The following is a 13093-nucleotide window of genomic DNA, read 5'->3' as shown; positions in this document are numbered from 1 at the left end:
TATCACTCACGCTACAAATAATTAGTAGTTTCGAATTGCTGCAAAAGCTTGTTCAAGTTTTTCTGCGTCTTTCTTACCTGGAGAAGACTCAACGCCGGAGTTTAGGTCTAAACCCAGACAACCCTGCTCTGAAGCTTTTTGGGCGTTGAACGGAGTAATTCCACCTGCCAGCATCACCTTAGATGGGTCGCCAATCAGTGACCAATCAAATACAAGGCCTGTACCGCCGACTTGTTTACCAACTTTAGTGTCCAATAAGTGACGGTCGATATGCTCAGCAATCAGCGTTGGCATAGATTCGCTAACGCCATACGCTTTCCAAATCTCTACCTGCTCTGGAATCTTAGACTTGAGCTCAGAAACAAACGCTTGGTCTTCGTCGCCGTGCAGTTGCACGCCAGTTAGGCCAAGTTGCTCGGTAGTGTCTGCGATATGCTCGATGGAGTGGTTTTGGAACACACCAATGTACTTTAGCGGTGCGCCGCTCATGGTTAAGCGCGCTTCTTCTAGGTTAACGAAGCGTTTAGAGGCTTCAACGAAAATCAAACCACCAAAGATAGCACCTGCTTTATATACCTTAGCGGCATCATCTGGGTGAGTCAGGCCGCATACCTTATTCTCACCTAATGTCACTTTACGTACTGCAAGTTCTAAGTTGTCTTCAGCCATCAGTGAACTACCGATAAGGAAGCCATCCGCAAATGTTGCCAGATCTCTGACTTGCTGATGCGTGTAGATGCCAGACTCTGAAATGATGGTTGCTTCAGGCGCTAGCTCGCGAATGGTTGGCGCAAGCTCTTTGGTACGATTTAGGTCAGTCGAAAGGTCACGCAGGTTACGGTTATTAATACCGATAACCTTGGCACCTAACTTAACGGCGCGATGCAGTTCTTCTTCATTACTGATTTCAGTCAACACACCCATTTCAAGCGAGTGGGCAACTTCAGCAAGTTGTGCATACTCTTGGTCGTCGAGTACAGATAGCATCAGCAGGATTGCATCCGCTTGGTAGTGGCGCGCCAAGTAAACTTGGTAGCTATCAACCATAAAGTCTTTACACAGGATAGGTTGCTTCGCTTGTTTTCTAACTTGAGGTAAGAACTCAAAGCTACCTTGGAAATATTTCTCGTCGGTCAGCACTGAAATCGCATTTGCGTGATTGTTGTATACCGACGCAATGTAATCTAAATCGAAGTCATCTCGGATCAGACCTTTCGAAGGAGATGCTTTTTTACACTCAGTAATGAATACCGTGTTTTGGCTGTTAAGAGCATCGTAGAAGCTACGATCAGAAGCGGTCAGCTCGCCCTTAAATGTATCAAGTGGCTGTTGCTCTTTGCGCTCGGCTACCCATTGATACTTATCTGTGACAATTTTTGCCAATACTTCAGCCATTTCAGCTTCTTTTACTGAAACGTGCTCGGATAGCTTATTTTTAACCTCAGTCATGATGTTTCCTTTTGCTCTGGGTTACGCGTGCGCGGCAAGTTTTTTGACAAGCTCGTAAGCTTTACCTGAATTCATAGCGTCGATGGCTTGCTGGGTATTGGCTTTAAGATCTTCATGGCCGAATAAGCGCATTAGCAGGGCAACATTGGCAGCAACTGCGCCAAGCTGAGCATCTGTCCCTTTACCCGTTAGCATGTTTGTGATGATCGCTTTGTTCTCTTCTGGATCGCCACCTTTAATCGCTTCAAGTGGATGAGACTCTAAACCGAAGTCCGCAGGGGTTAGGGTGTACTCAATAATCTCACCGTCTTTGATTTCAGCGACTGTGGTATCACCGTGAATCGCGACTTCATCTAAACCACTACCGTGTACCACGGCCGCGCGCTTCATTCCCATTTGCAGCATGGTTTCTGCGATAGGGCGCACAAGCTCTTGCGAGTACACACCCATCAGTTCGATGTTTGGACGCGCTGGGTTAATCAATGGGCCTAAGATGTTGAAAATCGTACGCGTCTTCATAGTTTGACGTACAGGCATCGCATGACGAACACCACCGTGGTACTGCGGCGCGAATAAGAAAGCCACGCCGATCTCATCGACGGCTGTACGAGTATCTTCTGCACTCATTGCTAGGTTAATACCGAAAGAATCCAGTAAGTCAGAACTGCCGGATTTGCTCGATACACTGCGGTTGCCGTGTTTAGCGACTTTTAGGCCACAAGCTGCAGCGACAAACGCGGCCGTCGTTGAAATATTAATCGTGTTATGACCATCACCACCCGTACCGACGATATCAGCGAAATCATAATCCGGGCGTGGGAAAGGATTAGCATTTGCTAACAGTGCTTTTGCTGCACCCGCAATTTCGTCTGGGGTTTCACCTTTGATTTTTAGCGCCGTTAACGCAGAGGCCATTAGGATTGGATCTAGCTCACCACGAATGATGACATCAAATAGCTGTTGGCTCTCTTCTTGAGTGAGTGACTGCTGCTCGTAAAGTTTATTAATAATCTGTTCCATGACGTTATTCCTTATTTGTCGTTCTTCTTTAGAGCCCACTCAATCGCATTGGCCAATAAGGTCGCGCCGTAGGTGGTCATAATCGATTCTGGGTGGAATTGGAATCCACACACTTTGTCTTCTTCTTGTACTACAGACATCACTAGGTCATCAACTTCAGCTGTGATGGTTAGCGATTCTGGGACATGAGTTGCGACTAATGAGTGGTAACGTGCAATTGCAAGTGGAGAAGGCAATTGAGCATAGGTCGCATGATTTTGGTGTTCCATCATCGACACTTTACCGTGGATGATTTCACCAGCGCCAGCAACGGTACCGCCATACGCTTCAACAATTGCTTGATGACCGAGACAGATACCAATCATTGGTACTTTGCCTTTTAAGCGCTGAATGATCTCCGGCATCGAGCCAGCGTCAGCAGGTGCACCAGGACCTGGCGATAATAAGACGACAGGGTTTTCTAGCTGTTTAACCGCTGACTCAATCGTGTCAGCGGCAATATTGTTGCGATAAATTTTGACTTCATGACCTAGGGAGCGAAATTGATCAACTAGGTTGTAAGTGAAAGAGTCAAAGTTATCGATAAATAGGATATTCGCCATCTCTTCCACCTATTACTTATTTTGAATTGGCTGATGAGCCGCTTGAATCGCAGAGATCACAGCCTGAGCTTTACCGCGCGTTTCATCTGCTTCCGCTTGCGGGTCAGAATCAAACACCACGCCAGCGCCAGCTTGTACTTGAGCAATGCCGTTTTCTACATACGCTGAGCGAATCACGATACAGGTATCTAATGTCCCTTCACCAGTTAGGTAACCAACTGCGCCGCCGTAGCTGCCACGACGTGCTCCTTCTACATCGCGAATCAGCTGCATTGCGCGAATCTTAGGTGCGCCGGTTAGCGTGCCCATGTTCATACAAGCTTGATAAGCATGTAGGGCATCTAGGTCGTTACGTAGTTGGCCAACCACGCGAGAAACCAAGTGCATCACGTGGCTGTAGCGGTCAACCTTAAGTAGGTCAGCCACATGGCGGGTCCCGGCTTCAGAAATACGAGCGACATCGTTACGTGCTAAGTCAACCAGCATCATGTGCTCGGCGTTTTCTTTTTTGTCGGTACGAAGTTCTAGTTCAATGCGGCAATCGAGATCGAAATCAATGTCACCATTTGGGCGTTTGCCACGGCGGCGAGTACCGGCAATAGGGTAGATTTCAACTTGGTTGGTATGAGTTTCGTACTTAAGTGCACTTTCAGGTGAAGCGCCAAACAGAGTAAACAGTTCATCTTGCATGTAGAACATGTAAGGACTTGGGTTTGACTGCTTCAGTTCTTTATATGCCGCGAGAGGAAAAGGGCACGGTAAGGTAAAGCGGCGCGATGGTACGACTTGAAATACATCGCCCTTAACTACGTACTGTTTTAAGTCACGTACGGTTTGACAGAAGTCTTCATCCGAAACACTAGGTACTGCGCTGGTATCTGCTACAGGGGTTGCATTTGGTAACTGCTTCAGTGCTGTACAAGCTAGGCGTATTTCTTCTAAACGTGCTTCAAGTGTTGGCTTTTGTTGGTCATTAGCAAACAGTGCTGCTTGCAAGTCACAGCTCTGTTTTTGGTGATCGACAACTAACAGAGTCTCAGCGACATAGAATACGTAATCTGGGCATTGATTGGTTGCCTGCGCGTGACCTAATGGCTCAAAATTGGCCACAAGATCGTAAGCGAAAAGACCACCGATAAATATCGCATGCTTGTGCAGCCCTTCAATATGGAAGCTGTGCTGAATCAGTCTTAGTGCATCAAAGGAAGAGGCTTCACGCAGTCGTGAATCTTCATCAAGGGTATCGCAAGGAGATGTGTACTCTAGAACAAGCTCCGTTCCGTCAAAGCGGTGTTCAATACCGTCGTTAATGTTATGAGTTAAGTGAGAAAGTAGGTGCTTACCGTTTTCAGTCAGCGCGGTCATAGTGACAGTGTGACCAAAACATACGATACGTACTGCTGAATCAACAATCAGTAAGCTTTGAAGATCTTGCTTTGAATCGATCTCGGCCGATTCTAGCAACAGGCTATCCGTCTTGTTCTCGCATAGAGTATGGAACAATTGCGTTGGATCCTGAGCGTAAGGCGCGGTTGTGCGAATGAGCTCAAGGTTACCTAGCTTTTGAATATTAATGGCCTTGTTCACAAGACCTCCTTTTCTCTTAATAATTTTTCTTCCTGCCGTACATAGTCGCATAAAGCAAACGTTCTCCCAATTAAGATTTGGTCAAATCTGGTGATTGTTTAAGCACTTAGGTGTGAGGCAGACAACAAAACAAAAAGCCCGCTATGGTAGCGGGCTTGATATACATGAAATCTATAATTTAGAAGTACACGTTAGCCCACCAAGAACTTGTCCAAGTGCGCCACCAAGCAAGGTCAGCTGAACTACGATTAATCGTATCAGCGTTAACTTTTGCGTTTTGCTTTAGGTTGATGTCTTGTAACATAATGAGCCCAAATTCAGGTACTTCGTATTTGTGTACTAGTTAACTAGTGCAGAGGTAAAAAGTCAACTAAAAAAACAAAATTATGAGAATTGATTTACATAGCCACACTACCGCCTCTGATGGACGATTACCTCCGAATGAACTTATTGATAGAGCACTAAGCTTTAACCTCGAAGTTTTAGCTATTACTGATCATGATACGGTCGATGGTTTGGATTTGGCGCATCAGTACATTCATGACAATGAACTACCAATCAAATTGATTAATGGTATTGAGATCTCAACGGTTTGGCAGAATAAAGACATTCATATCGTTGGTCTAAATATCGACCCGACAAACGATGCGTTGCTGTCTCTTATCGACCAACAGAAAAGTCATCGTGAATCTCGTGCAGAGCTGATCGCCCAGCGTCTGGAAAAAGCGACCAGAGAAGGGGTGTTAGCCGAGGTAAAACTCATTGCTGGAGATGCGCCAGTGACTCGCGCCCACTTTGCTAAGTGGTTAGTTGACAATGGTTATGCCAAGACCATGCAGCAGGTATTTAAAAAGTACTTAACGCGTAATAATCCAGGCTATGTGCCACCGACATGGTGTTCAATGAAAGATGCGGTTGATGCGATCCACGCGGCTGGAGGGCAAGCCGTTTTAGCTCATCCTGCGCGTTACGATTTGACCGCCAAATGGATCAAGCGTCTATTGGCGGCTTTTGTTGAAGCTGGTGGAGATGCGATGGAAGTTGCTCAACCTCAACAAGGACAACAAGAAAGACGCAACTTGGCTGATTATGCTATACAATACAAACTATTAGCCTCACAAGGCAGTGACTTTCATTATCCGTCACCGTGGATGGAGCTAGGACGAAACCTTTGGTTACCGTCAGGTGTCGAAGCGGTATGGAAAGATTGGGGTATTGAGCCTTCTAAATCAGATTCAATCAATACCAATTAACTATAGAGTCGTGAGACTCGATATTGAGGAATTACAATGAGCCAGTTTTTTTACGTTCACCCAGAAAACCCACAGGCTCGCTTGATCACCCAAGCTGTAGCAATCATACGTAATGGTGGGGTAGTGGTTTACCCAACCGACTCAGGCTATGCCCTAGGCTGTCAGCTTGAGAACAAGCAGGCGCTAGAAAGAATTTGTCAAATTCGCCGTTTAGATGACAAGCATAACTTCACGCTACTATGCCGTGACCTTTCTGAGTTGTCACTTTATGCACGTGTTGATAATGGCGCATTTCGTCTACTGAAAAACAACACTCCAGGTCCTTACACTTTTATCTTTAAAGGGACTAAAGAAGTGCCACGTCGTTTGATGAATTCAAAGCGCAAGACGATTGGTATTCGTGTGCCGGATAACCGTATTGCTTTGGATTTGTTAGAAGCACTGGGTGAGCCTCTAATGTCGACGTCGCTTATCTTGCCGGGTAACGACATCACTGAGTCAGACCCTGAAGATATCCGCGATAAACTAGAGCACGCTGTTGACTGTATTTTGAACGGCGGCTACCTAGGCGAACAGCCAACGACAGTCATCGATTTTAGTGATGAAGAACCTAAAGTAGCTCGTTTAGGTTCCGGTGATCCAGCCCCTTTTGAGTAATCAAAAGTTAGTGATTTCCTCCACAGTTTTTGCCATAATGTGCGGCCGCGATTTTGGGTCGCACTTGTTTATTCGACGTCTGAGAAGACGACACATAGGTAGATAAATGAACGAAAAATTACAGAAAGTATTAGCTCGAGCTGGTCATGGCTCTCGTCGCGAACTGGAAGCTTTAATTAAAGCGGGTCGCGTGAGTGTGAACGGTGTTGTAGCTAAGCTTGGTGAACGACTAGAAGATGAAAACGCCGTTGTGCGTATCGATGGTCATACTGTTTCTGCTAAAGCTCAGGAAGAGGTGGTTTGTCGAGTTCTTGCGTACTACAAGCCGGAAGGTGAATTGTGTACTCGTCATGACCCTGAAGGTCGCCGAACTGTATTTGACCGTCTACCTAAAATCCGTGGTTCTCGTTGGATCTCAGTTGGTCGTCTAGATGCAAACACATCTGGTCTACTGCTGTTTACAACGGATGGTGAACTTGCTAACCGTCTAATGCACCCTAGCCGCCAAGTTGAACGTGAATACTTGGTGCGTGTTTTTGGTGACGTCACTGAACAGAAAGTGAAGAACCTAGTACGTGGCGTAGAGCTAGAAGATGGTATGGCGCGTTTCGAAGATGTTGTCTACGCAGGCGGTGATGGTATGAACCACACTTTCTATGTTGCAATTAACGAAGGTCGTAACCGCGAAGTCCGTCGTCTTTGGGAATCTCAAGATACGACAGTAAGCCGTCTGAAACGTGTACGTTACGGTGATATCTACCTAGACAAGAAATTGCCTCGTGGTGGATGGATGGAACTTGATCTGAAAGAAGTGAACTACCTGCGTGAACTCGTAGAACTTCGTCCAGAGAAAGAAACGCTACTTGATGAAAACAAAGCGAACACTTCTCGTAAGCGTGAGCGTTCTCGTAGCCAGAAGATTCGTCGTGCAGTTAAACGTCACGAAGAGCGCGTAAATAGCGGTGGTGGTCGTAGTAACAACCCATCACGCCGTAAGCCTAAGAAAGGTGCGGGTAAACCAAACGCACGTAATAAGCAGCGCTAAACAGTACTCTTAGCTAAGCAGATTCTAAATCCGAGTGTTGAAAAACACTCGGATTTTTTATTTCTGAAGTTCTAAGAAATTATTACTGAATTAAGCGGGTTGATTCTGTTCTATCGAACCGCTGATAGGCTAGGCGCTTTTGTGGCTTGAGAATGGTTTAGTTTGGCCTTCAGCCGATGGTTTATTTAGGCTCACTACTTCTTTTTCAGGCAGCTCTGCCGCTTCTCCGAAGAATTTACCACCCGGCTCAATACTTAAATTATTGCTCCAAATTTTACCGCTAACACGCCCTTTTGATAGTACTTGAACACGTTCCACGTAGCAGTTGCCATCAAGAATACCGTTGACGATAAGCTGTTTAGCGTAAATTTCTCCTTTCACGCAGCCACTTTCTGCAACGACTAAGGTGCCGTCTACGTGCAGTTGACCTTCTACGATGCCATCAATCTGAATATCGCTTTCTACCTTGAGTTCTCCGCTAACAGCACATCCTTTGGCGATGATAGTTGAAGTTGCTGAGCTACTCGCTGTTCTACGGTCTCGATTAAAGATTCCCATCGTATTTGTCGCTCCTTAGTAAAGATCTCTTCAAAATTATTCAGGTTCCAGTCAACGAATGACCTAGGATTTAGTGCTCTTCCGACAAAACGCACCTCATAGTGAAGGTGGGGACCAGAAGAGAGCCCGCTATTGCCAGAGATTGCGATGAGTTGTCCTTTTCTGACGAATTCACCGCTTTTGACTTTGAACCCTTTTAAGTGTGAATAAGAGCTCGAAAAGCCGAATGAATGCTGTAAACGTAAAAAGTTGCCCGAGCCTTTATTGCTATGCCTAGTCACTTCGACCACGCCATCGGCTGGGGCGTATACCTTTGTGCCTGTATTGGCAGCAAAGTCCAATCCTCTATGCATTTTGCTGGTTTTGGTTACGGGGTGAATACGCTTACCAAAGCCTGATGAAAGGCGGACATCACCGACTGGAGAGCCGCTCGGAATTTGGTTGAGCATCGCCAGTCTGACGTTGGAGGTGATGGCAGCGATATCTAGGCGAGCATCTAAACTGTGCTCGGTGCTCTCGCTAGCGACACCCAGTACTTTTTCTAACTCGACCAATCTTTCCGAGACCAATTGCACGCGCTCTTCGCGCTCGGACAAATCATTTTCGAGTTCGGATTTGAGAGTCTTCAAGCTATCTAGCTCTTGGCCAATATTTCGCGAATGTTCAGCCAGTTCTGATTGCTTTAACATCGCATCTCCAACTTGAGAGTAGAGATGATCAATAAGAAACACGGTTGCTGTGATCGCCAGTGCAAGCACAACTAAACAGGTTTTGAAGTGACGCTGCATCGCTTTGCTGAAATACCAATGCTTGGAGCCATTGATAGTCGAAACAGTAATCGTTAATTGGTCTTTCATGGTGTCTATTGATTCATTGACTTAATTGTTCTTCGTTATTGATAACTGTGACTGTAAGGAAAAATGGTCGTTACTGCTAGGGCTGCACACGAATGAATTGTCAGGGCGTGAGCTGTTTTCAGACTATCAACAAAAGTTATTTACGCGCTTGAATCTTACGAGAAGTTTGTTTTGCAGAATAGGGCAATGAGTCAATTTTGAGAGGGTGCAATGCTAATAATGATTATATTGAGTGAAGTTAATTTTGGTTCGTTTGTGCTCTTCTTTGCTTACATCTCGCCAAGATGGTTTGCTTTTGTTCATTGGATGACTGCGACCAATGTAGAATTTCTTCAAGCGTGCGAAAGCACCCCAAGCAGACATCGTTTTCGTCGAGACAGCAGTTGCGCACGCATGGGTTAGGGAAGGTGGGCTTTTCATCAGGTGTTGCGTTCAAGAACTTGTTACCCGTATTTGTCTCATAGGTATAAATATACAAAAAGACCCAGCACAACGAGAAGTCGTGCTGGGTCTTTTCTATCAATCACTCTGTCTATAAGGTTTGATTAAGCGCGTAGTAACGTCCTTGCTCTGCCATCAGCTCATCGTGGTTGCCATGCTCAACGATTCTGCCTTGCTCAATCAGACAAATAGTGTCCATCTTATCGAGGTCGACCAATCGGTGAGTAATGAACACTACGGTCTTACCTTTAAAGTGCTGCTCGAACAACTGCATCATTTGCTGCTCAGTCTGCTTATCTAAACCTTCAGTTGGTTCATCCAATAGCAAGATTGGCGCATTGTGTAATAACGCTCTTGCAATACCGATACGGCGCTTTTCCCCACCAGATAACTGGCGGCCGCCGTCACCTAACCAAGTATCGAGTGCGGTATCTTCTAACAGTTTCGATAGACCCACTTTTTCCAGTGCTTGAGCGAGCTCTTGGTCATCCGCGTCTGGTTTTGCCATCACAAGGTTATCACGCAGCGAGCCATTCAATATATCAACACGCTGGCTAACGACACTGATTGCTTGGCGAAGTTGACTTTCACTCCATTGGTCAATTGGCTTTCCTGCTATCTCAATCGTGCCTTGCTGAACATCCCAATAGCGGTTCAATAATTGGAGTAGGGTAGATTTACCTGAACCTGTTTGACCGACAATGGCGATACGATGCTGAGCAGGAATGGTCAGCTCGACATTTGAGATAACTTGGCTATCGCTGTCTGGATAGTGGAAAGAAATATCTTTGTACGCAATAGAGAACTCTTCGCCGTGCTCAATACGCTCTTCAGGAAACTGTACATCTGGCTCTGAAAGAATGATGTCATTGAGTCGACGCGCAGATGTTAGGGTTTGACCCAGATGCTGGAAGGCTCCGGCTATCGGCATCAGTAACTCGACACTTGCCATCGTTGCAAATGCGACCAGTGCGATCATTGGGTCAGGGGTGTTACCACCAACACCATCGGCAGCAAGCCACAGCATGAGAACAACCGTCCAGCCGTTAGCTAACATCAGTAATGCTTGAGCAATGCCGGAAAAGTGTGCATTGAAGTACTGGTTTTTTAGTAGCTTATCTTGAGCATTAAGAATCGCATTGCGGTAGCGTTCTTCTGCGCCAAATAAGGTTAGTTCACTATAGCCCTGAAGCCAGTCGAGTGTCGAAATACGTAACTGAGCTTTATGCTGAGTCAATTCGCTACCGTTACGCTTACCCAGTTTGTAGAACAAGACGGGCCAAGCAAGAACCAGCGACATTAAAATCGCGCCAAGCGTTAGGCCGAGCTCTCTATCAAACCAGCAGACTAGGGCGGTTAGGCCAAGAATACCGAGGGTTCCAACAACCATAGGACTGATAAGGCGCAAGTAGACATGGTCCATTGCATCAACGTCGGCGACAAGGCGGTTGAGTAGGTCTGCATCTCGCAGGTTCGAAACTCGACCTGGAATGAGAGGCGCTAACTTCGAAAAGAAGAATACGCGCAGATCAGTCAGGAGCTTAAACGTGGCGTTGTGGCTAACGACGCGCTCTCCCCAACGTCCTGCGGTTCGGCCCATAGCGAAGCCGCGTACAAAAGCACCCGGAAGCATGTAGTTGAAGGTTTCACGAGCAATGGTTAAACCAGCGACTGCTGCTGCCGATAGGAACCAGCCTGATAGGGTCAACAGACCAATCGATGCCGCTACGGTCAAAAAGGCCAGTAGCATACCAAGAGATAGGCCAAACCAGTGCTTTTTATACAGCTTTAAGTAGGGAAGTAAATCACGCATCTAGGTTCCCCTTATTCGCTTGGTTTAAGGCTTGGTTAGCTTGCAGCATTGACTGGAATAGACCTTGCTCTTGGGCTAGCGTTTCAAACTCGCCTGATTGAACCAGAAGTCCATTTTCCATAACGAGTATTTGATCGACATTACGAAGTGGCGTCAGCTGGTGGGTGACCATAAGCGCAGATTTACCTGCAACTTGATTGTCTAAGCCTTGCATGACTAGCTTCTCACTGCGCGCATCTAGGCTTGCAGTCGGTTCATCTAATAACCAGAATTTGCCGTTTTGAACCATAGCTCGAGCTAGGGCTAAGCGCTGGGCTTGACCTACAGATAGGCCACCTGAACGATCGGAGATCGAGTAGTCTAATCCGTGTTGATTAACAAACTCTGCTGAAAATGACTCTTCTAATGCGAGGTTGATGTTTTCGTCACTTACATCGGATTTACCTAGGGTGATGTTGTCGCGAATCGAACCGTGTAATAGGAGAGGGTTTTGACCAACCCAACTGATCTTTTCACGCCAGTTTTCTAATGAGAGCTCACTGCGCTCTATACCATTGATAGTGAGCGAACCTTTGTACGGTAGGAAACCAAGAATTGCATTGATTAAGCTGGTTTTTCCTGCACCACTTGGGCCAACGAGCGCAGCCGTTTGCTTGGCATTAAGTAAAAAGCTGATAGGACCGACGAGCTTTTTCCCTTCAGGTGAATAGACTTCTAAATCTTGCGCTTGGATTACAATATCATCGTCATCATTGAGCGCCTTTTTACCTGAACTGACGGTTTCAACATCGGTTTCGATAAACTCGACAATGCTTTCAGCTGCGCCGACAGCTTGTTGCTTGGCATGATAGAAGGTCCCTAAATCACGCAGCGGCTGATAGAACTCGGGAGCCAGAACAAGGATAAATAAACCTGCAAACAGCGTAACCCCTGCGCCGTAATCACCGAAGTTCAATTCACCAATGAAGGCAAAACCGAAGTAGACCGCAGTAAGCGCAATAGAAATTGAAGTGAAGAACTCAAGGACGGCTGACGATAGGAAAGCGATCTTTAACACATCCATAGTACGCGTACGGAACACTTCTGATGCACCGTGCATAACCTCGGTTTCTGCTTTGGTACGATCAAACAATCGGATGGTTGTCATTGATTGTAAACGGTCGTAGAAATGGCCAGAAAGGCGCTGTAAGGCTTTGAAGTTTTTGCGGTTTGCATCCGCTGCTTTCATACCGACTAATGCCATGAAGAGAGGCACAAGTGGCGCTGTGATTAAGAAGATCAACCCCGCAGCCCAGTTAACAGGGAATACCACGATTAGAATAACGAAAGGCACCAAAACGGATAAAGACATTTGCGGCAAGTAGCGGGCAAAGAAGTCGTGCATGTCTTCGACTTGTTCAAGTAGCAAGGTTGCCCACGCACCGGCAGGTTTGCCTTTAATGTACGCCGGTCCTAATTCACGCAGTTTGTCTAAAATTAACTGACGGATATAGACGCGGATCTGTTCGCCGCAACGGTAACCTGCGATTTCTCGTCCCCATGAGCAAAGGGCACGGACCGCAATGATAGCTGCTAGGCCAAGAAAGTGAGGAACAAGCTCGTATTTGTCGACATGTTCTATGATGAGTTGGTGCAAAATAGTGGCAAGCAAAGCGGCTTGGGCCAAGAGAAATATGCTTGAAAGAACACCGAGACCGACAGCTATCATAAGCCAGCGCTTGGCGAGCTTACTCTGCTGCTTGAGCCATTGATTCAAGCTGCGTTGTTTCTTTTTATCCATCGTGAAGGCTTAATGAGAATTATTATTACGA

The 13093-nt window shown here is 46.3% G+C and carries 13 protein-coding genes and 1 other annotated feature; of the genes, 3 read left to right on the top strand and 10 right to left on the bottom strand.

Going from position 1 to position 13093, the window contains the following annotated elements:
- Positions 1-21 precede the first annotated feature (21 nt).
- The 5 genes from trpCF to trpL2 form a co-directional block, all read right to left on the bottom strand.
- Positions 22-1449 carry a bifunctional indole-3-glycerol-phosphate synthase TrpC/phosphoribosylanthranilate isomerase TrpF gene (gene trpCF, locus ELS82_RS00575; RefSeq protein WP_134833737.1) on the bottom strand — a complete coding sequence of 476 codons (1428 nt, stop codon included), beginning with the start codon at positions 1447-1449 and terminating at the stop codon, positions 22-24.
- 21 nt (positions 1450-1470) lie between these two features.
- Positions 1471-2469, bottom strand: coding sequence for an anthranilate phosphoribosyltransferase (trpD, locus tag ELS82_RS00570; RefSeq protein WP_134833736.1), 999 nt, complete (start codon positions 2467-2469; stop codon positions 1471-1473).
- A gap of 11 nt (positions 2470-2480) precedes the next feature.
- Positions 2481-3071 carry an aminodeoxychorismate/anthranilate synthase component II gene (locus tag ELS82_RS00565; protein WP_134833735.1) on the bottom strand — a complete coding sequence of 197 codons (591 nt, stop codon included), beginning with the start codon at positions 3069-3071 and terminating at the stop codon, positions 2481-2483.
- 12 nt (positions 3072-3083) lie between these two features.
- Positions 3084-4658: an anthranilate synthase component 1 gene (locus ELS82_RS00560; RefSeq protein WP_134833734.1), complete on the bottom strand. Its 1575-nt coding sequence runs from the start codon at positions 4656-4658 to the stop codon at positions 3084-3086.
- 128 nt (positions 4659-4786) lie between these two features.
- Positions 4787-4890: a sequence feature (Trp leader region), on the bottom strand.
- A complete protein-coding gene (gene trpL2 / locus ELS82_RS00555) occupies positions 4837-4962 on the bottom strand; it encodes a tryptophan operon leader peptide (RefSeq protein WP_004414369.1) in 126 nt (41 codons plus the stop codon). Its footprint overlaps the feature before it by 54 nt.
- An 82-nt stretch (positions 4963-5044) precedes the next feature.
- Between trpL2 and rnm the strand changes: the two genes are divergently transcribed.
- From rnm to rluB, 3 genes are all read left to right on the top strand, one after another.
- Positions 5045-5911 (top strand): RNase RNM, encoded by an 867-nt coding sequence (rnm, locus tag ELS82_RS00550; protein ID WP_134833733.1) that lies wholly within the window; start codon positions 5045-5047, stop codon positions 5909-5911.
- Positions 5912-5947: 36 nt separating this feature from the next.
- Positions 5948-6568, top strand: a complete 621-nt coding sequence (locus ELS82_RS00545) for an L-threonylcarbamoyladenylate synthase (protein ID WP_134833732.1) — start codon at positions 5948-5950, stop codon at positions 6566-6568.
- Positions 6569-6674: 106 nt separating this feature from the next.
- On the top strand, positions 6675-7613 hold the full coding sequence (gene rluB, locus ELS82_RS00540) for a 23S rRNA pseudouridine(2605) synthase RluB (protein WP_134833731.1): 939 nt from the start codon (positions 6675-6677) through the stop codon (positions 7611-7613).
- Positions 7614-7742: 129 nt separating this feature from the next.
- Here rluB and ELS82_RS00535 read toward each other — a convergent pair whose 3' ends face one another.
- The 5 genes from ELS82_RS00535 to cydD all read right to left on the bottom strand — a co-directional run bounded on the left by ELS82_RS00535 (position 7743) and on the right by cydD (position 13062).
- Complete coding sequence (locus tag ELS82_RS00535) at positions 7743-8171, bottom strand: bactofilin family protein (RefSeq protein ID WP_134833730.1); 429 nt, start codon at positions 8169-8171, stop codon at positions 7743-7745.
- Positions 8075-9028 carry a M23 family metallopeptidase gene (locus tag ELS82_RS00530; RefSeq protein ID WP_134833729.1) on the bottom strand — a complete coding sequence of 318 codons (954 nt, stop codon included), beginning with the start codon at positions 9026-9028 and terminating at the stop codon, positions 8075-8077. The genes ELS82_RS00535 and ELS82_RS00530 overlap by 97 nt, the downstream gene beginning before the upstream one ends.
- Before the next feature lie 238 nt (positions 9029-9266).
- Positions 9267-9419 (bottom strand): DUF1289 domain-containing protein, encoded by a 153-nt coding sequence (locus tag ELS82_RS00525; protein WP_341867161.1) that lies wholly within the window; start codon positions 9417-9419, stop codon positions 9267-9269.
- A 141-nt stretch (positions 9420-9560) separates the two neighbouring features.
- Complete coding sequence (cydC, locus tag ELS82_RS00520) at positions 9561-11282, bottom strand: heme ABC transporter ATP-binding protein/permease CydC (RefSeq protein WP_134833728.1); 1722 nt, start codon at positions 11280-11282, stop codon at positions 9561-9563.
- Complete coding sequence (gene cydD / locus ELS82_RS00515; RefSeq protein WP_134833727.1) at positions 11275-13062, bottom strand: heme ABC transporter permease/ATP-binding protein CydD; 1788 nt, start codon at positions 13060-13062, stop codon at positions 11275-11277. The genes cydC and cydD overlap by 8 nt, the downstream gene beginning before the upstream one ends.
- Positions 13063-13093: the final 31 nt, after the last annotated feature.

Origin of the sequence: Vibrio ouci (genome assembly GCF_004551525.1) — a bacterium.
GTDB lineage: Bacteria > Pseudomonadota > Gammaproteobacteria > Enterobacterales > Vibrionaceae > Vibrio > Vibrio ouci.
Note: the sequence above shows the minus strand (reverse complement) of the source record. Positions and strands in the feature narration are given on the sequence as shown.